Genomic DNA, 23,754 nt, shown 5'->3' on the forward strand with positions numbered 1-23,754 from the left:
AATTGTTTAAGTTGTGAGTTTTTACTTTGAACGATTTATAGTTATTCGTTTTTATCCGGTTTATATAGTTAATAAAATTCGATACCTATTTATAACATTTCTAGCAGATGAAATCGTTGATTGGGTTTCTACACGAGACGAAGCGGGTCAAAAACTGGATAATGGGCGGCAATTCGCCGAGGGCTCTGTTTTCAACCGCCCAGGCACACTCATTGCTCTGGATGCCCGCTCATGGAAATCAAAGTCAACTATCTCGATAACCTCCGCCTGGAGGCCAAATTCGACGACTTCACCGTTATTTCAGACCAGCCGATTCGCTACAAGGGCGACGGCTCGGCGCCTGGCCCGTTTGACTACTTCCTGGCGTCATCTGCCATGTGCGCCGCCTACTTTGTGAAGGTGTACTGCAACGCGCGGGATATTCCCACCGAAAACATCCGCCTCTCGCAGAACAATATCGTTGATCCGGAAGACCGCTATAAGCAGATATTCAAGATACAGGTCGAGCTTCCCGAAGATATTTCCGAGAAGGATCGCCAGGGTATTCTGCGCTCGATTGATCGCTGCACGGTCAAGAAGGTTGTTCAAACCGGCCCTGAGTTTCAGATCGAAACCGTCGAGAATATCGATGAGGATTCCCAGGCGCTGTTGATGGGCGCCCCGCAAGGCAGCGAGCGCACCTATATCGAGGGAAAGGATTTACCCCTTGAAGATACCATCGCCAATATAAGCGCGCTGCTGGCTGATCTTGGCATGAAGATCGAGATCGCCTCTTGGCGTAATATCGTGCCTCATGTCTGGTCGCTGCATATTCGCGACGCGGCCTCGCCCATGTGCTTTACCAACGGCAAAGGTGCCACCAAAGAGAGCGCACTGTGCTCGGCGCTGGGCGAGTTTATTGAGCGCTTATCCTGCAACTTCTTCTACAACGATCAGTTCTTTGGTGAAGAGATCGCCAATAGCGAATTCGTACACTACCCCAATGAGAAGTGGTTCAAGCCAGGGCCTAACGATGAACTGCCCGCTGAAATTCTCGATGAGCACTGCTTGGCGATCTACAACCCGGAAGGCGAGCTTTGCGGCTCGAATCTGATTGATACCAACTCCGGCAATGAGGCGCGCGGCATTGTCTCGCTGCCCTTTGTTCGTCAGTCGGATGGCGAAACGATCTACTTCCCTTCCAACCTGATTGAAAACCTGTTCTTGAGCAACGGCATGAGCGCAGGCAACACGCTGGTGGAAGCTCAGGTGCAGTGCCTGTCGGAAATTTTCGAGCGGGCGGTCAAACGGGAAATTCTGGAGCAGGAAATGACCCTGCCAGATGTACCGCAAGATGTGCTGGCGAAGTACCCAAATATTGTCGAAGGCATTAAGGCGCTTGAGGCCCAGGGCTTCCCAGTGCTGGTAAAGGACGCCTCCATGGGCGGTCAGTTCCCGGTGATGTGTGTGACCTTGATGAACCCGCGCACCGGCGGTGTATTTGCCTCCTTCGGCGCCCACCCAAGCTTTGAAGTGGCGGTGGAGCGCAGCCTGACCGAGCTTTTACAGGGTCGCAGCTTTGAAGGCCTGAACGATCTGCCGCTGCCAACGTTCAACTCGCAGACCGTTTCCGAGCCCAACAACTTTGTTGAACACTTTATCGACTCCTTTGGTGTGGTTTCCTGGCGCTTCTTCAGTGCCAAGGCGGATTTCGAGTTCAGCGAGTGGGATTTCTCCGGCACCAACGAAGAAGAGGCCGAAACGCTATTTGGCATCTTCGAGGAGTTGGGGGCGGAGGTGTACATGGCGGTCCATGAGGATCTCGGTGCGCCGGTGTGTCGTATTCTGGTGCCGGGCTACTCTGAGGTGTATCCGATTGAAGACTTGATCTGGGATAACACCAACAAGGCACTCGATTACCGTGAGGATATCCTCAACCTGCACCAGCTAGAGGATGACCAGCTCACCGATTTGGTCGAGCGCCTCGAAGAGAGCCAGATGGATGATCACGCCGATATCACCACCCTGATCGGCATTGAGTTTGATGAAAACACGGTATGGGGCCAACTCACCATTCTGGAGCTTAAGCTTCTGATCTACTTGGCGCTTGGCCGTCATGAAGAAGCACTTGATTGTGTGCAGATGCTGCTGCAGTACAACGACAACACCGTTGAACGTGGTCTCTTCTACCAGGCGATGAACGCGACGCTGGAAATTGCCCTGGACGACGAGCTTGAAATCGACGACTACCTTCCTAACTTCCAGCGCATGTTTGGCGAAGAGACCATGGCGGCGGTTGTCGGCTCGGTGGAAGGCAGCGTGCGCTTTTACGGTCTGACGCCCACCAACATGCAGCTTGATGGTTTGGAGCGTCATCAACGTTTGATTGAAAGTTACAAGAAGCTTCACGCCGCGCGGGCGGCAAAAGCAGGCGCTTAATCGCCTCCCGTTTCACTTATTCAATGGAAATGCCATGACACCGATGGCATTCAGCACTCCCTTGATGGCCGCAGCGCTAACGTTCGTATGCACCTAAACAGCAAGCGGGAGAGCTACAGCACGTATTAAACGGGAGTGGTTTTAAAACGCTGTGGGGGTAGCTCACAGCGTTTTTGTAGCGTGCAATGAAGCGTCAAAGCGAGAGAAAAAACAGAATCAAAGGGGGCGAGAGCAGCGAAAGAATAAATCCGCTAACCACCGCGATGGGCACGCAGGCGACGCCGCCGTGCTGTTGAATCACAGGCAGGGTAAAGTCCATTGATGTGGCGCCGCCATAGCCAATGGCAAGGGCGGTGTGGCGGTGAATCACTAACGGAATCAAAATAAACGCCAGGAGTTCCCGGGAAAGGTCGTTAAAAAACGCCACGCCGCCCATTAGCGGCCCTAGCTGGTCGCCAATTAAAATGGCCGACAGTGAATACCAACCGAAGCCAGACGCCATGGCGAGTCCTTCATTCCAGCTAAGCGAGAGCAAGGGGGCGGCAGCCAATCCCGCCAGTAGCGAGCTAACGGCCAGCGTTACCGCAATAGCAAGCCCCAGCCGGTTGAGCAGAATTTGCTTAAGCGGCATGCCAGAGTTGCGTAGCTGACAGCCAATCAGTACTAACAACGCGTAAAGCACCCATTCAGCTAACAGCTCTGCGGCCGTAAAAAGCGTCTCGCCTAGCCTTGGGCCCAGCAGCAGGCCTGTTATAACGCCGACCGCCACTACGGCCAGCAAGAGTAACGAGCCTTGCATGGCGGCCAGCTTACTGGTCGGTGCGTTTTTAACCACAGGTGAATCCCCCGTTTGTAGTGCTACCCGGCGAGACAGCCACCATAAAGCGGCCAGGTTAAACGCCGTGGTAATGCTAAACAGCAGCAATGCATTACCCCCTAGCCGTGAAAGCTGGCTTGTTAGATTTTCAAGTCCTGCCAAGCCTACCCCCATGAAGAGCAAAATAAGATAAACCGAGCCGCTAACGGCACGGTTGATCAGTTGCTGGAGGTAAGGAGAGCGAATGCGTAATAAATAGCCCACTATCAGAGGCAGAAGAACAATCAATAATCCAGACAGCATGTAGGGTGTGGCGCCTTAAGGGTTGAATTGAGTAAGCCTGATGCGGGTTTGACGGCGACCCTCTTTTTGATACTCCGCCGAGACAATCAGGCCGGGCCAGTCTGGGTGAAAGTTGATTTCCAGATGGCGGTCAGGCTTTTCGATATCCGTCAAAATGACCTGCTGTACCTCAAACTCACCAGCGGGCACGTTGACCGTGTGCGTGCCTGGCGTAGCGTAGTACTGGAAGTGCTCATCGCGGCCGCGGTGGTCAACAAAATCGAGATCACACGGTGCGCTGCGCGTACACGTTTCATGGCCTGCCCGTCGAGAGAGATCAACCAGCGCGGCTTGACGATCAAGCGTCGCAATATCGTTATCGGTTAATCGATAGCTGTCGCCTACGCCAAGAAGCGAGTAGCTGCTGCTAAAAAGCAGTGAACGGACGGCGTCATCATCCGCTGAAAAGCGGCTGTACTCCTGGCCGCTGACAATAGCCAATGAAAAGCGCATATCGCTTAGCCAATGCTGGCCTTCCTGGCTGAGCGTATGGGTAATCGTTGCACTTGGCCAGTTGCGGGTTTCCAGCCGGTATTGCGCTTCAAACGGCGCTATTTTCGGTGCTATGTCCGGCGCTATGTCAGCAAACTTGCTGGCGGTTTCTTCACTCGCATTGGCCGGTAGAGAGCTGAGCGACAGACAGGCGGTGCCCAACAGTATACAAGCCGATACAGCATTTAAACGGGCGGGTCGCATCCTGATACTCCTTATGAGCAAGCGATCCTTGTTAGCAAGCGCTGTTTTCACATAAGCCCGATAAGCGGGGCTGTCTTGGGTTTAAAAGGCTGTTGGATTGACGAGTAAACAAAGGGTTCGTTCCAGCGGCTCTCTTTTTTACGAGGCCCGTTTTTACAAGGCCAGCTTTTACAAGATAAGTACCTCAAACCATATCAGCCAAGTGCTTCCATGGCTTGGCAAACAGTTTAAGCGCTTTGAGTGTGCATCTTAACATTTGATGCGCACGTGATGCTGGTGGTGTATCGCGATGAAAGAAGCGCCACCCGCTTCATGTAGACAGAGGCGCCCATGCTGGTTTTAACGGACTTAGTATCCTTGTGTGGGGTTAACCGTAGGCAGGTCTTCACCCGCTTCAAAGGCATGCAGGTAGGCAATGACCTGGTCAATCGCATCATTCACCGGAGTGGGCGCTGCCATGTGGGGCGTGACGACGACGCGGGGGTGCTGCCATAAGGAGCTTTTAGCGGGCAGCGGCTCTTCACAAAAAACATCTAACAACGCGCCGCGCAAGTGGCCTGACGTAGCGCTATCACCCAGCGCTTCAAGAAGCGCCTGTTCATCAATCAAGCTGCCTCGGCCTGGGTTGATCACGCTGGCGCCCTTGGGCAGTTTGGCGAGCCGTTCGGCGTTCAGAATACTCTGTGTGGCGGGGGTGTCGGGCAGGATAGTAACCACGCTTTGCACTTGGCCAAGAAGCTTGTCCAGTCCTTCATCACCATGTAGGCACTGTACACCTGTGATGGTTTTGGGTGAACGGCTCCAGCCCAGCACCGGAAATCCCGCTTGCTGCAAGGCGCTGGCAACATGCGCACCGATAGCGCCCAGGCCGAGCACACCTATTGGCCAATCAGCTTTGTCTGCCAAGCGTTGCGGCTGCCATTCAGCGTTGGCTTGCTGAACGGCGTAACGGTCCATACTGCGGTAAAAATGTAAGACGCCGTAAAGTACGTAGTCGGCCATTGGCTCGCTCATGCCCGCATCGCGCAACTTCACGATGGGAACATTGGCGGGCAGCCCTGGTGTGCCGAGTAAGTGATCTACTCCTGCGCCCAGGTTGATGATGCCTTTAAGCCGAGTCTGCTCTTTCAAGAGATACGCGGGGGCTTTCCATACCGCAAGATAGTCAGCATCTTGTCGTGCCTCTTCGGGAGCGTCGCTGGTCACGACCGTTGCGTTAGGAAGCGCTTCGGAAAGGGCGTCGCGCCATTGAGTGGCATCATCGGTGTGCACAACAATTTTCATTTCGGCTCCTGCGTGGTGAATGGGTGTCTCTCACTCTATTTATTTATCATGGGGAGGTTGTCTGCACGCTGCAAGCCGTAACATGCCACGGCGTTTGGCCTACATTGACCCACGCGTGGTTGAGAGCTACCTGGGTGGCCGTACATTGGAGCATTTTCGGCAATTGGTTGAGAATAAGCTTGAAAATTAACAGTTGATTGGCCTCAATGAGCGCGCCGTACTGAAGCTTTTACGTAGCCGGTTAAGAGAGCCGGCAACATGAGTTAAATAAAGGCTTTGACCCGCAACCACGGGGTGGTGCTAGTATCGGGCTAAGACGACATTGGCAAGCCTTCAATGGCGGTAGCCTGGTCGCCCTTGTGCCCCGTTGCTTGGCGTAAAAAACGCGCACCGGTTCTTGGTGATCTTTGATGGTGAGTTGCCCGATGACTCAGGTTTCCCTGCCCTTCACGCGTGAAGAGTATGCACAGCGCTTGTGGAAGGTGCGTGCTGAAATGGCCGGCCGCGGCATTGATGTATTGATCGTCAGTGATCCGTCGAATATGGCATGGCTGACCGGCTACGACGGCTGGTCATTCTACGTACACCAATGTGTACTGGTTGGCCTGGAAGGCGAGCCGGTATGGTTTGGGCGTCGTATGGACGCTAACGGCGCACTGCGCACCTGTTGGATTGACCCAGTCAATATTACTTATTACCCGGATTACTACGTTCAAAATCCGGATATGCACCCGATGGATTATCTGGCGCAGTCGATCTTGCCTGATCGCGGCTGGCATACCGGCGTAGTGGGTATGGAGATGGATAACTACTATTTCACCGCCAAAGCCTACCAGAGCCTGCTACGCGAGCTGCCCCACGCGCGCTTTATCGACGCCAATGCGCTGGTGAACTGGTGCCGGGCAATCAAGTCGCCTCAGGAAATCGCCTATATGCGCATTGCCGGCAAGATTGTTGAAGGCATGCACTCGCGCATTCTGGAAGTCATCGAGCCGGGGCTTCCCAAGAGCAAGCTGGTCTCGGAAATCTACCGGGTGGGGATAGAAGGCTTCTTCGATGAAAACGGGAAAGTGTATGGTGGCGATTACCCTGCCATTGTCCCCATGCTGCCAACCGGTAAAGATGCCGCTGCCCCGCATTTGACCTGGGACGATACGCCGTTTCGTGAAGGCGAGGGCACGTTCTTTGAGATTGCCGGGGTGTTCAAGCGCTATCACGCGCCCATGTCGCGTACCGTATTTCTGGGACGACCGCCGACCGACTTCATTCGTGCTGAATCGGCCCTTCTTGAAGGTATCGAAAACGGTTTGGAAGTTGCTAAGCCGGGAAATAGAACGGCGGATATTGCCATGGCGCTAGGTGCGGCGATGGATAAATACGGTTTTGACCGCGGTGGCGCACGCTGCGGTTACCCCATCGGTATTTCGTACCCGCCGGACTGGGGCGAACGCACCATGAGTCTGCGTCCCTCGGATGAGTCCATCCTGCAACCTGGTATGACCTTTCATTTTATGCCTGGACTTTGGGTGGACGATTGGGGGCTGGAAATTACCGAAAGTATCCTGATTACTGAAACAGGCTGCGAGACGCTGGCCAACTTCCCGCGGCAGTTATTTGTTAAATGATGATAAGTCGTTAAAGAATAAGCCGCTAAGTAACTGATTAAGGAGTCGTTATGACCCTGCGACCGAGCCCGATTTCCGCGACTGTCGACTTTGATGCTGACGGCGTGCAGCACGGTTTTTTAAAGCTGCCCATCTCCACCGATATCTCGGCTTGGGGGGCGGTAATGATCCCGATTACTGTGGTGAAAAATGGCGAAGGCCCCACGGCGCTATTAACCGGCGGCAACCATGGCGACGAATACGAAGGCATTACCTCGCTGCTCAAGCTAGCTAATGCGCTCACCGCAGAGGACGTCAGTGGGCGGGTAATTATCGTGCCGTGCATGAATACGCCCGCCGTTATGGCAGGCAAGCGGACATCGCCGATGGATAAGGGCAATCTTAACCGCAGCTTCCCCGGTGACCCCAACGGCAGCGTAACGCTGCAAATTGCCGACTACTTTACCCGCGTTTTGGTGCCCATGAGCGATGTGGTGCTGGACCTACACTCCGGTGGCCGCACGCTGGATATTCTGCCGTTCGGTGCTTCCCATGTGCTGGATGACAAAGCCCAGCAACAGGCCGCGCTGGAAGGCGCCAAAGCGTTTGGCGCGCCTTACGCCATGGTGATGTTTGAGCTGGATGCCGAAAAACTCTTCGATACTGCCTGCGAGCGCCAAGGCAAGGTGTTTGTGGCCACAGAGCTTGGCGGTGGTGGCACCTCCACGCCACAAAGTATGGCGATTACCGAGCGCGGCGTACGTAACTTTCTGATCCATTACGGCCTGCTAGAGGGTGAGGTGGATATGCCGCAAGGCGGCCAGGTCTATCTCGACATGCCTGACGCCAGCTGCTACGTACAGAGCCAGCACTCCGGCGTACTTGAGCTTTGCGTGGCGCTGGGCGATGCCGTGACCAAAGGGCAGGTGTTGGCTTACGTGTACGATATGACCCGTACCGGTAGCGAGCCGGTTGCTTACCGCGCCGAACGCGATGGCATTTTGATGGCCCGGCGCGCCCCGGCCCTGGTCAATATGGGGGACACCATTGCGGTGATTGCCGATGTTGTCGACCGCCTGGAGGCATAGCCCAAGGCATGATGAAACTCGACCGTTTTGATCTTAAAATTCTCGATATCCTCTCCCGTGATGGGCGGATCACCAAGTCCAAACTGGCCGAGGCGATTAACCTCTCGGTCAGCCCCTGCTGGGAGCGAGTCAAACGCCTGGAAAAAGCCGGGGTCATTCAGGGCTATACCGCGCGCATCAATGCCGATGTACTGGTGCCGCGCAACCCTGTGTGGGTGCAAATTGAGCTTAAAGCCCACAACGCCGAAAGCTTTGCGCGCTTTGAAGCTTTGGTCATGGATACGCCAGAGGTCACCGAATGTGTCGCTGTCGGCGGTGGGGTCGATTATCTGGTGAAGTTTGAAGCCTGCACGATTGATAGCTACCAGCGGCTCATGGATAAATGGCTGGTATCCGAAGCGGGCATTGAGCGTTACTTCACCTATATCGTGACCAAAACGGTTAAGCGTCAGCCAATGGGCATTGATGTTGACGACGTTCTTTAACGGCGTTTCTTGGTCCTCACGCGTTCCCTCCAAAAAAACACGCTGCTAAACGTCCATAGACAAAAAAAGTCGCACGATAAGCCCTGGTTTTCAAAAACACTTCGTGCGTCTTCTCCCTTACGCTAGGCACATCGAAAGGATCGACCAAAAGCCGGTCTTTTCAATCGTCAACGTGCAACGGTTTGTCGCCGGTTAATGGCTTCAACCAAGGGAGGTGCCCATGACCACACTATCGACCACGCTGGTGAAACGGCTAGAAGATCCGCGCCTGTTTCGCCAGTACGCTTATGTGAATGGCAAGTGGACGCATGGGGAAGGTGGCCGTGAAGAAGCGGTGTATGACCCGGCAACCAACGAAGCTATCGGGCATATTCCTCTGCTTGAAGCCGAGCAGATTACCGCGGCGGTGGATGCCGCTGAGTCGGCCTTTGTTCACTGGCGCGCACTGCGTGCCGACGAGCGCTGCGAGCGCCTGCTGGCTTGGTACGATTTGATTCAGGCCAACCGCGAAGACCTGGCGACCATCATGACGCTGGAGCAGGGCAAACCGCTGCCCGATGCACGGGGCGAAGTAGAGTACGGAGCAAGTTTCGTGCGCTGGTTTGCGGAAGAGGGTAAGCGCACTTACGGGGAAACGATTCCCAGCCATATCCCTAATGCCTCGCTGGGCACTATTAAAGAGCCTGTTGGCATTGCCGCGATGATTACGCCGTGGAATTTTCCGCTGGCAATGATTACCCGTAAAGCGGCGGCCGCGCTGGCTGCTGGCTGCCCGGTGATTGTGAAACCCGCCAATGAAACGCCTTTTTCAGCGCTGGCGCTGGCAGAATTAGCCGAGCGGGCAGGCATACCGGACGGTATCTTTAACGTGGTCTTGGGTGAGCCTGCCGAGGTTTCTAAGATACTGTGCAGCGAGCCACGCATCCGGGCGCTGTCATTTACCGGCTCCACCCGCGTTGGCCGCCTGTTAATGGAGCAAAGTGCTGGAACTGTTAAGCGCCTTTCACTGGAGCTGGGCGGTAATGCGCCGTTTATCGTCGGGCCGGATATGGACCCCAAAGAGGCGGCTTACGCGGCGGTGGACGCCAAGTTTCAAACGGCGGGGCAGGACTGTTTGGCGGCCAACCGGATTCTGGTGCACGAATCCATTCATGATGCCTTTGTTGAGCAGTTTACCGAGCGCATGGCGGCATTAACCGTCGGCAATGGTTTGCAGGGAGAGATCGATCTCGGCCCGCTGATTCACCGCCAGGCCGTAGAGAAGGCCGCCGCGATTGTTGATGATGCGATTTCTCGGGGCGCCACACTGGTGATGGGAGATCAGAGCCAAGCGCCAGGCGAAAACTTCTTTATGCCGGTGCTATTAACAGGCGTAACGCCTCAAATGAAAGTTTGGCGGGAAGAGAATTTTGCCCCGGTGGCCGGAATTACCGCTTATTCGAGCGACGAAGAGGTCATTGAGCTTGCCAATGATACCGAGTATGGCTTGGCGGCCTATGTATATACCCATGATATTCGCCGGATATGGAAGCTGATGCGTGGGCTGGAGTACGGCATGGTCAGTGTAAACTCCGTCAAGATGACCGGCCCGCCGGTGCCCTTTGGCGGCGTGAAGCAGTCTGGCCTTGGCCGTGAGGGCGGCGCCACCGGTATCGACGAATATCTCGAAACCAAGTATTACTGCTTAGGCGCGCTGGGTTCTGTATCAGGGAGCTAGAGTAGATAGTTTCGCAGTAGAGGCTAGTTAGGCACTAAGCGAACCGTCTTTTTCAGGGATGAAAAAGCCGAGCGCCCAGGGATGGGTTTACAGCGTGTTCGCGTGTGACTAACCAGCCGTGAAGCCCGCAATATTTCAAATTCCTTCCCGCTGATCGGGGAGGTTTATCGTACAGAGAGAACGTTATGAGCCAACATCAGGATCTGATCGAACGCGACCGCAAAGTCACTTTTCACGCCTCTACCCACCTGCGTGACTTCGCCCATGGCGATGCGCCGGGCCGTGTGATTACCGGCGGTAAAGGCATCAATATCGTGGATAAGGATGGCCGCGAATTTATCGACGGCTTTGCCGGGCTTTACTGCGTTAATATCGGTTATGGCCGCACGGAAATTGCCGAAGCCATTTACAAGCAGGCGATGGAGCTCTCTTACTACCACACCTATGTCGGCCACTCGAACGAGCCGCAGATCGCGCTTTCTGAGCGTATTCTGAAAATCGCTGGCATGAACATGTCCAAGGTCTACTACGGCATGTCGGGCAGTGACGCTAATGAAACCCAGCTGAAAATTGTGCGTTACTACAACAACGTACTCGGCCGCCCGCAGAAGAAAAAAGTCATCTCGCGTATGCGCGGCTACCATGGTTCGGGCATTGCTTCTGGTTCCTTGACCGGTCTTAAGGCGTTTCATGACCACTTTGACCTGCCGATTGATACCATTCGTCATACTGAAGCGCCGCACTACTACCTGCGTGCCGCCGAGCAGCACGGCATGACGGAGCTTGAGTTTTCCTCCTTCTGTGCCGACAAGCTGGAAGCGATGATTCTCGAAGAAGGCCCGGATACGGTGGCTGCGTTTATCGGCGAGCCGGTGTTGGGCACAGGCGGTATCGTACCGCCGCCCGAAGGTTACTGGGACGCGATTCAGGCGGTGTTGGCCAAGTACGATGTGCTGTTGATTGCCGATGAAGTGGTATGTGGCTTTGGACGTACCGGATCTGATTTTGGTAGCCACCACTACAACATGAAGCCGGACCTGGTCACGATTGCCAAAGGCCTGACCAGCGCCTATCAACCGCTTTCTGGTGTGATTGTGGGCGAAAAGGTATGGCAAGTGCTTGAGCAGGGTACGGGTGAGTTTGGCCCAATCGGCCACGGTTGGACTTACTCTGGCCACGCGCTGGGCTGTGCCGCCGGTATTGCCAACCTGGATATCATCGAGCGTGAAAACCTGGTGGGCAACGCGGCTGAAACCGGTGCCTACTTCCAGGCGCAGCTTAAGGCCACGTTTGAAGGTCATCCGCTCTTGGGGGATGTACGCGGTGTTGGCTTAATGGCTGCGCTGGAGTTCTCACCGGATGCCAAGCAGCGCTTGCACTTTGACCCGGCCCTCAAAGTGGGCCCGCGAGTGGCCGCAGCCGCCATGGAAGAGAACCTGATTGCTCGCGCCATGCCCCAAGGCGACATTTTAGGTTTTGCGCCTCCGCTGACCATTAACCGCGCAGAAGTTGATGACGTGATTGGCCGTGCCAAGCGCGCCATTGACCGGGTAACCGATGAACTTACCTGCTCAGGCGATTTAAAAGCGGGCCATCAGGAAGCTGCGTTCACGATTTAATGAAAAGACGCTGATCTTGTAACGCCGCTGCTCATTTATGCAGCGGCGTTTTTGTTTTTTGGTCGGGCAGCTATGCTACTAACTACAGTAACGGTGAACGGATACGTTAGGAGTGGCTATGCAACCGGTATTGGCTTTCGATGTATATGGCACGCTGATTGATACCCAAGGCGTTACGGCGGAACTCGAACGGCGACTTAACGATGCCGCCAACGCAGAAGAATTTGCCAAGCGCTGGCGGGAAAAACAGCTTGAGTACAGCTTTCGTCATGCCTTAATGGGCGCTTATGTGCCTTTTTCAGAATGCACGAGAGAAGCCCTGGTGTTTACTAGTCGTGCGCTGCAAGCAGGTCTTTCTGGCAATGACCACGACCACCTTATGGATGTATATGCAGAGCTCCCAGCCTTCCCGGATGTGGTGGATGCGCTTGATCAGTTACGTGATGCGGGCATTCGTTGCGTGGCGTTTTCCAATGGCACGACGGAGGCGGTAACACAGCTGCTGATACGTGCCGGCGTAGAAAGCCACATGGATGCGGTGATAAGCGTGGACAATATCAAGCGCTTTAAGCCAGACCCAGCGGTATATAGCTATCTTCGCTCACAGCTGGAAGCGCGCCCTGAGCATACCTGGTTAATTTCAAGCAACGCCTTTGATGTGATTGGTGCAACCCATGCCGGGCTGCGAAGTGCCTGGGTGCGGCGTCATTCCGATGCGCCCTTTGACCCCTGGGGCATTGAACCTGATATGACGGTGCCTGACCTGGAGGCCTTGGCCGAGCGTATTATTTGCCAGGTTGTTAACCGATAAGAACAAGCCGCATAATGACGTACGATTCATATATCAGGACGTGATCATGTCAGAGAAAATTTACTGTATTGCTGGCTTCAAACCCAAACCAGGCAAAGAGGAAGCGGTGTTCAAAGCGCTTCAGTCGCTGGAGCCAAACACACACCGGGAAGACGCCTGCATTCACTACACGGTGACCCGCCAGATCGATAACCCCTTCGCTCAAGGCACCAGTTATCCGATTGTATTCCATGAAATCTGGGCGAGCCGTGAAGAGTTTGAAGCACATTGTCAGCGTAAAGAGATCCAGGACTTCTTTGCCAAGCACGTTGAATCACCGGATGGCGATATCGAAGATGCCAACGTATGCGTGTATACCGATGAACCGTGGAATTTTGACGCCCCCAAGGTATAACCCCAGCGTGTAGAATGGGCCCACGACACCGATAAGCACGGAGCAAACATGACCGAAAAGAAAATGAACGTTGAAAGCTTTAACCTGGACCATACCAAGGTCAAAGCGCCTTATGTACGTCTTGCTGATATCAAGCAGGGCCAGAACGGCGACCAGATTCATAAATATGATCTGCGTATCTGCCAGCCGAACAAAGAGCACATGGAGATGCCTGCGCTGCATTCTCTTGAGCACTTGATGGCTGAACTATCGCGTAATCATACCGATAAAGTGGTCGATATCAGCCCGATGGGCTGCCAAACCGGCTTTTACATCGCGATGATCAATCACGATAACTACGACGACGTGTTAACCATCATTGAGCAAACCCTGAACGACGTTCTGGTGGCCACCGAAGTGCCTGCCTGTAACGAAATGCAGTGCGGCTGGGCCGCGAGCCACAGCCTGGAAGGCGCCCAGAAGCTCGCCCGTGACCTGCTTGCCAAGCGTGGCGAATGGACGGAAGTATTTGCATAAAACGGCCTTTTCAAACCGTTTTTAAGACCGTTCGTTTGACGCCGCTGCAGAGAAAACAAGAACGCCTTCTTCACGGAGGCGTTTTTTTTGAATATTTCTTATAACCGCGTATCAGCGGCCAGTTGTTCAATAGAGCGGGCGACATCCTGAGCGTCGTGGAGAATCTTGTTCACAATCGCATCAATTTCGCTAACCCTGGATTGCCCGGCTTTGCTTTGTTGAATGACCTGTTGCATGGCTTCGGTGGTGCGTTCGACAAGGTTACTGTTGTCTTTTAGCACCTGGGAAATTTGTGCCACGGCTTCGCTTGATCCTTTAGCCAGTTGGCGTACCTCGTTAGCAACCACGGCAAAGCCGCGTCCCTGTTCACCTGCGCGGGCGGCTTCAACCGCGGCGTTAAGAGAAAGCAGGTTGGTTTGGCTGGCTATCTTGGCAATAGAGGCCGTAATTGCATGAATACTTTGCGACTGTTTATGCAGCGCCTCTACAAGCTCTTGTGCCTGGACCAGCGTTTGAGCGGCTTGCTCTGAGCCTTTTACCATCTCATCCAGGTGGTCGAGGCTATCTTTGGCGGTACGTTCAATTTGTGACGTGCTGGTTTGGGCGGAGCCAATCGTTCCCGTTGTCGCATTGGCTTTGTCGACCAGTTGGGTGATATCTGCTGCGAATTTTACCACCTCGGTAACATTGCCATCTTCATCTTTAACAGGATTGTAGGTGGCTTCTAGCCAGATGCTTTGGCCATTTTTAGTGATGCGCTCAAAGCGGCCTTTGGTAAAGTCCCCTTGGGCCAAGCGCTCCCAAAAGTGAGGGTTTTTACGATAGAAGTCAGGTGGGCAAAACATACGGTGGTGTTGACCAATAATATCTTTTTGTTGATAACCCATCGCGGCTTCAAAGTTTTTATTGGCTTCGAGTACTTTCCCTTGAGGGGTAAACTCAATGACGGCCATTGAGTCATTGAGCGCCCTTAGCACGGCCTTTTGCCGTTGAGACTCCTGATGGCGCTGGGTAACATCATTCGCTACTTTCAGGATTTCTGTCACATGGCCGCGAAAATTTCGTATAGGCACATACGTCGCTTCTAACCAGACTTCTTCATCGTTCGCACGTACGCGACAAAAACGCCCCTGACGGCTATCTCCAGCAGCTAATGAGTGCCAAAACTGCTGATACTCAGCACTGCTGACTTCCTGATCATCGCAAAACATGCGGTGATGCTTACCCTTTATATCGTCTAGTTGATAGCCCATCGCCTCAAGAAATGGCGGGCTGGCATCCTTAATAATGCCCTGAGGCGTAAATCGAATACACGACGTATGGCGTTTTAAGGCGAGGTAGAGAGGGGCATTAAAAAAGCTTATACGCATTTTTTTGCCTTCTATATTAGGAAGCAGCTAAAAAAGAAGTAGCCAAATAGGAAGGAGCAGGAGCGCTTTAACTATAGTTGACTTTTTGCAATATAAAACTGCGTGACGAAGATGACAAGCATCAGCTATAGAGAGGAGGAAATTGAGCCAGCAGGGAGCGTTATCCATGCCTGAAAAGGCGTACAGAGGTCTATTGACAGATACCTAGATTGCTCCTATAAACACTTATACTCACTACCTCAGGTTCTCATGTTCCTTCTCATCACGATTGCCACGCTTTCCATCGCACTGTCTTTTTTGTGTTCTATTCTTGAAGCGGCTTTACTCTCTATTACGCCCAGCTATATTGCCAAGCTAAAAGAAGAGAAACCCAAGCTGCATGCCTCGCTTAATCAGCTTAAGACCAGCATTGACCGGCCCTTGGCGGCGATACTGACGCTTAATACAATTGCGCATACCGTTGGTGCAACGGCAGTGGGCGCGCAAGCGGCAGTGGTATTCGGCGAAGCCTCCATTGCCATTGTGTCTGCTGTCATGACAATGCTGATTCTGGTGCTGTCTGAAATTATTCCCAAGACGATTGGCGCCACTTATTGGCGCGGGCTGGCACCACTTTTGCCGCGTTTACTAAAGCCGATGATAGTGGGGTTACTGCCCTTTATCTGGATGTCGGAGCAGATTACGCGTCGGCTGGGTACGTCAGAGCATGATGTTGATCTACGTGATGAGATCAAAGTGCTGGCGCGCGTAGGGCTTGAGGAAAAGGTGTTGGATGCCGACGAGTCGCGCACCATCATCAATATGCTTAACTTGCATGACATTGCCGTAAGCCAGGCCATGACGCCAAGAACGGTATGCGTGACAGTGCCCCCTAACATGGACGTCAAAACATTTGATCAGCAGTACGGTAAGACATCCTTTACGCGCTTTCCCGTTATGGATAACGGTGAAATGGCCTTTGGCTATGTGCATAAATCCGATACATATCACGCCGATGACGCCAAAACCATGCGCGAGCTTATGCACCCCATTGGCAGTGTCGATATTGCGCACAATGTAGAGCAGGTTTTTGCTTCAATGCTCAAGGACCATCTGCACATGCGCGTTGTGTATGACGAGCATGGCACCTTTGTAGGCCTTATTACGCTTGAAGATATTATTGAAACCATCCTGGGTCAGGACATCATTGATGAGACTGACAGCGTGGCTAATTTAAGGCATCACGCCAAGCAGCGCTGGCTGACACGTGTAAAGCATAAAGTCCCCAATGCTAGCGCTTAGGCTAGCCGTGCGAAGGGGGCTTCAAAAGTGGCGGGAGCTGTCCTTTGAACGTCAGCCAATAGCACGGGTGAATATTCGCTTTCTTAGCACTAAATGTTCTATAGTGGATTGCTTAAAGGTGGTTTAAGGTATTAAAAGCAGTAATCACCCGCGAAGGAGGCACAATGTCATTACGTATTAATGCGGTCGTTCCCGATTTTGAAGCACAAACTAGCCAAGGGCCTATCCAGTTCCACGAGTGGATTGGTGATAGCTGGGCTATTTTATTTTCACACCCCAAGGACTTTACACCGGTTTGCACCACGGAGTTTGGTGCTGTAGCCACGCTAAGCGCCGAGTGGAAAAAGCGCGGCACTAAGGTGATTGGTGTGTCGGTTGATGGCGTTGAGGATCACAAACGCTGGGCCGACGATATCACCCGGTATAGCGGCAGCGACGTTGATTTTCCGATCATCGCCGATGAAGGCCTTAAGGTTTCCAAACTGTTTGATATGCTGCCCGAAGATGCCTATCTGCCGGATGGCCGTACGCCAGCCGACAGCGCCACGGTACGCTCGGTGTTTATCATTGGGCCGGATAAGCAGCTAAAGCTATCCATGACCTATCCCATGACGGTAGGGCGTAATTTCGCTGAAATTCTACGTGCTCTGGATGCCCTGCAGGCAACCGTTAAGCACGGTGTGGCAACGCCCGCTGATTGGACAGTTGGCCAGGATGTGATTATTCCGCCAAGCGTTTCAGATGACGATGCCAAGCAAAAATTTGGTGAGTTTGACGCGGTGCTGCCTTACCTGCGTAGAACATCGCTAAAATAAGCGCTCAGTCATAGCGTTCTTACTAAAGCCCCAGGGTTATTAACGCCTTGGGGCTTTTTTAATGGCGCCTGATAACCCATGACGATGTTGCTAACACACGTTGTTTAAGCGTCGTTGATATGCTTGGTCTGTTAGTTTAAGGCTTTGGTTAGCCGCTGAGCTTTCGCGATGGTTTGGGCGGCCTGGCCTGTATTGCGCATAACGCGGTGTAAGTGTTTAGGTCGTTTCGCCCTCTTCAACACGCTGTGTGATTGTTGGTTGGCTAGCAGTGGGCAAGCAGGGCTCGTAACCAAAAGCGCCCTTGATGAAAGGGCGCAGATAGCTAACGAAACGTATTCAAGCCGAATATTTAGGCGTGGATGTACTCAACCAGCGCTTGTGCAAAGGTATCGGTGTTGCCCGTGCCACCCATATCGGGTGTGACCATGTCACGGCGGGTTTCTAACACCGAGCGAATGCCGTGACGGATAGTTTCGCCTTTGTCTGCCATGCCCAGGTGATCAAGCAGCTGCGCGGCAGCCAATAATAGAGCGCAGGGATTGGCGAGCTTTTTACCCGCAATGTCAGGGGCGGAGCCGTGTACCGCTTCAAAAATTGCCGCTCTTTCACCAATATTAGCGCCAGGTGCCAAGCCCAGCCCGCCCACCAGGCCTGCACACAGGTCTGAGAGAATATCGCCAAACAGGTTCGTGGTAACCACCACATCAAACTGATGCGGGTTCATCACTAACTGCATACAGGCGTTATCGACAATCATCTCTTGAAACTCAATGTCGGGATATTCGCTTGCGATCTCACGCGCCACATCCAAAAACAGCCCTGAGCTGGTCTTGATAATATTGGCTTTATGCACTGCAGTGACCTTTTTCCGGCCACTGCTTTTGGCCAGCTCAAACGCATAACGCACAATACGCTCGGAGCCTTTACGGGTTACCTTGATCACTGAAATGCCGGTGTTACCGTCGTCGATCATCTCCTGGCCGTCAGACAAATACGCACCTTCGGTATTTTCGCGTACGGTGATCATGTCGATGTCTTCAAAGCGCGAGCGAGTGCCAGGAAAACTGATTGCCGGGCGTACGTTGGCATAAAGGTCAAAGTGACGGCGTAGCTGTACGTTAATGGAGGAGAAGCCCTTTCCAATGGGCGTGGTCAGCGGGCCTTTTAAGGCAATGCCGTGTTTCTCTATAGCATCAAGCGATGCTTGCGGGATCAACGTTCCATGATTTTCCAGCGCTGACAGGCCTGCATCCACAAACTCGTATTCAAAGCCGCACTCCAGCGCATCGAGCACGCGCAGGGTGGCATCCATAATTTCAGGCCCAATGCCATCGCCTTTAATCACCGCAATTGAATGGCTCATGTGCTACTCCTCTGGAAGATGGGAACGCGTTGGTCGAAATGTTGACCAGGTTCAATGATGGCGCCTTATGCGCTTGATGCCCATGGTAAGCGATGGTGACGCCGAAGCGCATCCTGCGCTGACTATTTAAGTATACAGCCAGGCCTCAAGTGCGCCGGGGTGCAGAAGAGGTAGGTTGCTGGTAAACTCTGCGCCGGTTCTGCCGCTTAACCTTCAGTGGCAGGGTAACTTCGTAAAATATCTCGGCAAGGCATCTGCGCAATGAAACGTTCATTGGCAACATCTGTAGTACTTACCACTGGGTTGATGACTCCACCCTAGGTATTCCCTCTTTCGAAAACGCCATGGCGCGAAAGCGCTTCCACGGCGTTACGGCATTCTATTGCCGTTATTTGGCTACTGACGCTCCTGGCGTCTTCATCCTGCAGCCTGACTCATACAATCTGGTTTTGAATGACGTGACATCTGGCCCTGTGGGGCGGAGTTAGCGCGTCTTGTTTAATCAATAACGATGGACTCCCTGAATGGCACTTTTCAGCAAGCATGAGTGGTTTTCCAATATTAAAGGCGACACTCTTTCGGGCCTGGTCGTCGCGCTGGCGCTGATTCCCGAAGCGATCGCGTTCTCGATTATCGCAGGCGTCGACCCGAAAGTAGGTCTTTATGCCTCGTTCTGTATTGCGGTGATTATCGCCTTTACCGGTGGGCGGCCGGGGATGATCTCTGCGGCCACTGGCGCCATGGCGCTATTGATGGTCACGCTGGTGCGCGAGCATGGCCTTGAGTACTTGCTGGCGGCAACACTTCTAACCGGGGTGTTTCAGATTATTGCCGGGTATTTAAAACTCGCTGAGCTAATGCGCTTTGTGTCGCGCTCGGTCGTTACTGGCTTTGTGAATGCGTTGGCCATTTTGATCTTTATGGCCCAGTTACCTGAGCTAACCAATGTCACTTGGCATGTGTATGTCATGACCCTGGCCGGTTTAGGCATTATCTATTTATTCCCTTATCTGCCGGTGATCGGTAAAATGCTACCCTCGCCACTGGTGTGCATCGTGGTGTTAACCATTGTGTATATGGTGAGCGGTATGGATATTCGCACGGTGGGTGATATGGGCGAACTTCCCGATACGCTGCCGATTTTCCTGTGGCCGAATGTCCCGCTTAACCTTGAAACCTTGATGATTATTCTGCCTTACGCCTTGATGCTGTGTGTGGTGGGTCTGCTGGAATCGATGATGACAGCGACCATTGTGGACGATCTAACTGACACCTCGAGTGATAAAAACCGCGAGTGCAAAGGCCAGGGTGTTGCCAATATTGGTGCCGGGTTGCTGGGTGGTATGGCAGGTTGTGCCATGATTGGTCAGTCGGTGATCAATATTAAATCCGGTGGCCGTACGCGGCTATCCACATTGATTGCGGGCGTTGTACTGCTGCTGTTGGTCGTGTTTCTCGCCGACTGGGTCTCACAAATCCCCATGGCCGCGCTGGTAGCTGTCATGATCATGGTGTCGATAGGCACCTTTAGCTGGGCGTCGATTCGGGATATTAAAAAGCATCCTCTCAGTACCAATATTGTCATGTTGGCGACGGTCGCTGTGACCGTAAGTACCCATAACCTGGCGATCGGGGTCTTTGTTGGCGTGCTGCTGGCGGCGCTGTTTTTTGCCAATAAAGTTGGCAATATCATGTACATCGGCTCTACTGAGATAGAGGCGGGCCGGGAGCGTGAGTATCAGGTCGTTGGGCAGGTCTTCTTCGCCTCTTCCGAGCGCTTTATGGCGGCGTTTGATTTCAAGGAGAGCCTGGACAAGGTAACGATCAATGTATCCAACGCGCACTTCTGGGATGTTACCGCTGTACAGGCACTTGATCGGGTCGTTATCAAGTTCCGCCGTGAAGGCACTGACGTCGTGTTGGTTGGGATGAGCGAAGCCAGCGCCACGGTGGTTGACCGCTACGCGATGCACAACGATCCAAAGGCGGTCGAAAAACTGATGGATGGCCACTAAGCATCTAATAAAGGAGAGCAGCATGCCGGAACATGTAGTTGCCGCAATTGATGGTTCCCGGTTTTCGCAAGGCGTTTGCGATTACGCTTCTTGGGCAAGCCTTGCGCTGGGCGCGCCGCTAACCTTTGTGCATGTGGCCGATAACCATTCAGAAGTGCCAGGCGAGCCGGATCTTTCGGGCCAGCTGTTTTTTGGCGCCCGCGAGCGCTTGCTGGAGGAGTTGATGGGCCTTGATGAGAAGCGTGCCAAGGTCAACCGCGAACAGGGCAGGTTGATGCTGGAAGCAGCCCAAGCGCGCGCCGTTGAAGAGGGCGTTAGCGACGCCGTTACTCGCCAACTGAACGGTACTTTGGTGGAAACACTGGTCGGGCTTGAAAATGAAATGCGCCTGCTGGTGATGGGTAAGCGCGGCGAGACGGCTCATCAAGCCAGCGAGCATCTTGGCTCCAACCTTGAGCGGGTGGTGCGTGAAATGCATCGCCCTATTTTGATGGTGCCCGCCACGTTCAAGCAGCCTGAAAAAGTATTGATTGCGTATGATGGCAGCAAAACGGCTCGCAAAGGTGTGGAAATGCTAGCCCGTTCGCCACTGTTTTCAGGCAGCGAGTGCCATGTACTACTGGTGGATACGGACAATGCAGAGAATCGCCTGGAGCTTGGTTGGGCGCTAGGCACCCTACGTGAAGCAGGCCACAAGGCAGAAGGCGCTATCCGCAACGGCAATGTAGATGATGTGCTGCAAACCTACGAACAAGAGCACGCCATTGACCTCTTGGTCATGGGCGCTTATGGGCACTCGCGCATCCGCCACTTGTTGGTTGGCAGCACGACGACAGCGATGCTGCGTAGCAGCCGTATCCCCGTTCTTATTTTGCGCTAAGTCTCTTTTGTGTTCCTACGGTAAGTCGCTTTGCTACGGGTTAGTAGAGCGACTTTTTAACAATGAAAAAGGGAAAAATTAAAATCTGCAAATGCTGAAATGAGCTTCTATGTTTATTTAAGAGTGTCTTGAACTATTCATCTCTTGAGTAGCGTAAGGAGCCTGACGTGAATCTACCCACGCTTGAACGAACATCACAGCCGTTTAATCCCACCTCTTCCTCTCATCGCTTTGCAGCCAGCCTAATGGCCCAGGCTGATATACAGTTCAACGGCGATCGCCCTTGGGATATGCAGCTTAAAGCGCCTGGTGTGATCGAAAATGCACTAGCGCGTGGCAATCTGGGCTTAGGTGAAAGCTATATGCAGGGGGACTGGGACTGCGATCGGTTGGACGTATTTTTTACCCGCTTGCTGCGCGCGCAATTGCATCAACGTATTAAGCCCACGCAATTGATTTATCACGCGTTGCGTACTCGGTTGTTAAACCGACAAAGCGTTAAGCGGGCTTGGGAAGTGGGCGAGAAGCACTACGATCTTGGCAATGAGTTTTATGCGGCCATGCTTGACCAGCGTATGACGTATACCTGCGGTTATTGGAAAGACGCGTGCACGCTAGATGAAGCACAAGAGGCGAAGCTGGACTTAATTTGCCGAAAGCTGCAGTTAGCACCGGGTATGCGCGTACTTGATATCGGCTGTGGGTGGGGGAGCTTTATGGCTTATGCGGCCGAGCATTATGGCGTTGAGTGTGTCGGCCTGACCATCTCCAAAGAGCAGGCGGATTTTGGTAAACGATTGATCAAAAAAGGCTTGCCGGTAGAGTTCCGTTTACAGGATTACCGCGATGAAACTGAAAGATTTGATCGTATTGTTAGTATTGGCATGTTCGAACATGTGGGCCGTAAAAACTATCGCGCCTATATGGAAGTGGTCAGTCGCTGCCTAAAGGATGAAGGCCTTTTCTTGCTTCATACGATTGGCAAAAACCTTGGTACGACGATGTCCGACCCCTGGATCGATAAATACATTTTTCCGAATGGCGAGTTGCCTACCTTAAGCCATATTACCGATGCGGCTGAAACGCTTTTTGTGGTGGAAGATATACATAACTTTGGAGCTGACTACGATAAAACGCTGATGGCCTGGTATCACAATAGCGAAGCCAATTGGCCCCAGTTTAAAGGTCAGTTTAATCCAACGTTTTATCGTATGTGGCGCTACTACCTGTTGAGTTGTGCGGGAGCCTTTAGAGCACGTGAGATTCAGCTGTGGCAACTGGTGTTCAGCAAACAGGGTGTAGCGGGAGGATACGCGCGGGTTAGCTAGCTGCCTCGCTCACGGTCAGGCAGCAATTTACCGGGTACCCAGCGTAGATAGAAGATCATTCCAAAAAGCTCTACCAGTGACTGAAAAATAATCACTACGACTGCGGGTTGCCATGCGCCAGGCAGAGCCAAGGCGATGGGCAGCATGACAAACGAGTTGCGTGTGCCAAAGCTAAAAGCCAGCGTGCGGGCACTGGCGGTTGGCAAACGGAACAGCCTGCCCAGCGCACGACCCAGCCAGCCCGCAAACACTAAAAAAACCATGAAGATCAACATGACCTGAGTCATCACATGATACAGCCCGCCCAGATGGTTGACCTGTGACGTTGCAATAATAAAGACCACAAAGGCAAGCAGTGGCACGGGCAGTATGCCCAGGTGATAGATGGCGCGCTTGGTGCGCCTATGCCGAGTAGCAGCAAATTCCGTTAGCCCGGCAAGCGCCAAGGGAAACAGGATAAGGCCCGCAAAGGCAACGATTAGTGAGGTGGAGAGTGCCAGATGAAACCACTCCGATCCCAGAAAGAGCCAGAGATAAATAGGTAGAGCGACCATCTGCACCAGTAGCAGCAGCGGAGCGGCCGCGACAGCGCGGGGCGCATCTCCCTTGCCCAAGTGAGTAAAACTGATAAACCAGTCGGTGCAGGGCACCAGCAGTACCAGCAAGACGCCGGCCAATACCGCAGGTGAGAGCGGCAGCCAAGCGACCACCAGCCCCAGAAAGGCCGGAATGGCGATAAAGTTGCCCACTAGCAGCGCCGTCATAAAGCGGCCGTCGGTAAGGCCGCGCGCCACGCTAAGCAAAGGAATCTGGCTAAAGGTGGTGTACATCAAAAGGCCTAACAGCGGCCACAGTAACTGCTCCAGCACATCGGCCAGCGCCGGTGACACAACGCCCAAGGCCAGCCCTAG

20 protein-coding genes are annotated in these 23,754 nt (G+C 53.3%); 14 read left to right on the plus strand and 6 right to left on the minus strand.

The genetic code is table 11. The features are described 5' to 3' along the window. Window positions 1-231: 231 nt before the first annotated feature. Window positions 232-2,418, plus strand: coding sequence for an OsmC domain/YcaO domain-containing protein (locus ACT3R4_RS02510; RefSeq protein WP_192527385.1), 2,187 nt, complete (start codon window positions 232-234; stop codon window positions 2,416-2,418). 193 nt (window positions 2,419-2,611) lie between these two features. Here the strand turns inward: ACT3R4_RS02510 and ACT3R4_RS02515 are convergent, their stop codons facing one another. The 3 genes from ACT3R4_RS02515 to ACT3R4_RS02525 all read right to left on the minus strand — a co-directional run bounded on the left by ACT3R4_RS02515 (window position 2,612) and on the right by ACT3R4_RS02525 (window position 5,557). After that, entirely contained in the window at window positions 2,612-3,538 is a 927-nt protein-coding gene (locus ACT3R4_RS02515) for a LysO family transporter (protein WP_192527386.1), read from the minus strand. 15 nt (window positions 3,539-3,553) lie between these two features. Then, window positions 3,554-4,273 carry a hypothetical protein gene (locus ACT3R4_RS02520; RefSeq protein ID WP_087111965.1) on the minus strand — a complete coding sequence of 240 codons (720 nt, stop codon included), beginning with the start codon at window positions 4,271-4,273 and terminating at the stop codon, window positions 3,554-3,556. 348 nt (window positions 4,274-4,621) lie between these two features. Further along, on the minus strand, window positions 4,622-5,557 hold the full coding sequence (locus ACT3R4_RS02525) for a 2-hydroxyacid dehydrogenase (RefSeq protein WP_192527387.1): 936 nt from the start codon (window positions 5,555-5,557) through the stop codon (window positions 4,622-4,624). Window positions 5,558-5,982: 425 nt separating this feature from the next. Between ACT3R4_RS02525 and doeA the strand changes: the two genes are divergently transcribed. From doeA to ACT3R4_RS02565, 8 genes are all read left to right on the plus strand, one after another. Further along, window positions 5,983-7,182: an ectoine hydrolase DoeA gene (gene doeA, locus ACT3R4_RS02530; protein WP_087111969.1), complete on the plus strand. Its 1,200-nt coding sequence runs from the start codon at window positions 5,983-5,985 to the stop codon at window positions 7,180-7,182. A 50-nt stretch (window positions 7,183-7,232) separates the two neighbouring features. Then, a complete protein-coding gene (gene doeB, locus ACT3R4_RS02535; protein ID WP_087111972.1) occupies window positions 7,233-8,249 on the plus strand; it encodes a N(2)-acetyl-L-2,4-diaminobutanoate deacetylase DoeB in 1,017 nt (338 codons plus the stop codon). A gap of 8 nt (window positions 8,250-8,257) precedes the next feature. Further along, entirely contained in the window at window positions 8,258-8,734 is a 477-nt protein-coding gene (locus ACT3R4_RS02540; protein WP_192527388.1) for an Lrp/AsnC family transcriptional regulator, read from the plus strand. A gap of 220 nt (window positions 8,735-8,954) precedes the next feature. Continuing rightward, entirely contained in the window at window positions 8,955-10,451 is a 1,497-nt protein-coding gene (locus ACT3R4_RS02545; protein WP_192527389.1) for an NAD-dependent succinate-semialdehyde dehydrogenase, read from the plus strand. Window positions 10,452-10,636: 185 nt separating this feature from the next. Further along, entirely contained in the window at window positions 10,637-12,070 is a 1,434-nt protein-coding gene (locus ACT3R4_RS02550) for an aspartate aminotransferase family protein (RefSeq protein WP_192527390.1), read from the plus strand. A 118-nt stretch (window positions 12,071-12,188) separates the two neighbouring features. Next, window positions 12,189-12,881, plus strand: coding sequence for a haloacid dehalogenase type II (locus tag ACT3R4_RS02555; RefSeq protein ID WP_192527391.1), 693 nt, complete (start codon window positions 12,189-12,191; stop codon window positions 12,879-12,881). A gap of 46 nt (window positions 12,882-12,927) precedes the next feature. Further along, a complete protein-coding gene (locus tag ACT3R4_RS02560; protein ID WP_087111984.1) occupies window positions 12,928-13,275 on the plus strand; it encodes a putative quinol monooxygenase in 348 nt (115 codons plus the stop codon). Window positions 13,276-13,323: 48 nt separating this feature from the next. After that, window positions 13,324-13,791, plus strand: a complete 468-nt coding sequence (locus ACT3R4_RS02565; RefSeq protein WP_087111986.1) for an S-ribosylhomocysteine lyase — start codon at window positions 13,324-13,326, stop codon at window positions 13,789-13,791. Window positions 13,792-13,889: 98 nt separating this feature from the next. Here the strand turns inward: ACT3R4_RS02565 and ACT3R4_RS02570 are convergent, their stop codons facing one another. Next, window positions 13,890-15,161, minus strand: a complete 1,272-nt coding sequence (locus tag ACT3R4_RS02570) for a methyl-accepting chemotaxis protein (protein WP_441677141.1) — start codon at window positions 15,159-15,161, stop codon at window positions 13,890-13,892. A gap of 249 nt (window positions 15,162-15,410) precedes the next feature. Here ACT3R4_RS02570 and ACT3R4_RS02575 point away from each other — a divergent pair, with 249 nt between their 5' ends. After that, a complete protein-coding gene (locus ACT3R4_RS02575; protein ID WP_441677140.1) occupies window positions 15,411-16,442 on the plus strand; it encodes a CNNM domain-containing protein in 1,032 nt (343 codons plus the stop codon). A 164-nt stretch (window positions 16,443-16,606) separates the two neighbouring features. Further along, window positions 16,607-17,257 (plus strand): peroxiredoxin, encoded by a 651-nt coding sequence (locus tag ACT3R4_RS02580; RefSeq protein ID WP_441677139.1) that lies wholly within the window; start codon window positions 16,607-16,609, stop codon window positions 17,255-17,257. A 349-nt stretch (window positions 17,258-17,606) separates the two neighbouring features. On the opposite strand, the gene ACT3R4_RS02585 is transcribed toward ACT3R4_RS02580, so the two are convergent. Beyond that, entirely contained in the window at window positions 17,607-18,620 is a 1,014-nt protein-coding gene (locus tag ACT3R4_RS02585; RefSeq protein WP_441677138.1) for an isocitrate dehydrogenase, read from the minus strand. Window positions 18,621-19,144: 524 nt separating this feature from the next. Here ACT3R4_RS02585 and ACT3R4_RS02590 point away from each other — a divergent pair. The 3 genes from ACT3R4_RS02590 (at window position 19,145) to cfa (ending at window position 22,843) form a co-directional block, all read left to right on the plus strand. Then, a complete protein-coding gene (locus ACT3R4_RS02590) occupies window positions 19,145-20,635 on the plus strand; it encodes a SulP family inorganic anion transporter (RefSeq protein ID WP_441677137.1) in 1,491 nt (496 codons plus the stop codon). A gap of 22 nt (window positions 20,636-20,657) precedes the next feature. After that, window positions 20,658-21,515: a universal stress protein gene (locus tag ACT3R4_RS02595; RefSeq protein WP_441677136.1), complete on the plus strand. Its 858-nt coding sequence runs from the start codon at window positions 20,658-20,660 to the stop codon at window positions 21,513-21,515. A 167-nt stretch (window positions 21,516-21,682) separates the two neighbouring features. Then, window positions 21,683-22,843 (plus strand): cyclopropane fatty acyl phospholipid synthase, encoded by a 1,161-nt coding sequence (gene cfa / locus ACT3R4_RS02600; protein WP_172117483.1) that lies wholly within the window; start codon window positions 21,683-21,685, stop codon window positions 22,841-22,843. Here the strand turns inward: cfa and ACT3R4_RS02605 are convergent. After that, on the minus strand, window positions 22,840-23,754 hold a 915-nt coding region (locus tag ACT3R4_RS02605; RefSeq protein ID WP_496201857.1), incomplete at its 5' end, for an arsenic resistance protein. The genes cfa and ACT3R4_RS02605 overlap by 4 nt on opposite strands.

Origin of the sequence: Halomonas sp. AOP7-E1-9 (assembly GCF_052376035.1) — a bacterium.
Taxonomy (GTDB): Bacteria; Pseudomonadota; Gammaproteobacteria; order Pseudomonadales; family Halomonadaceae; genus Vreelandella; species Vreelandella citrativorans.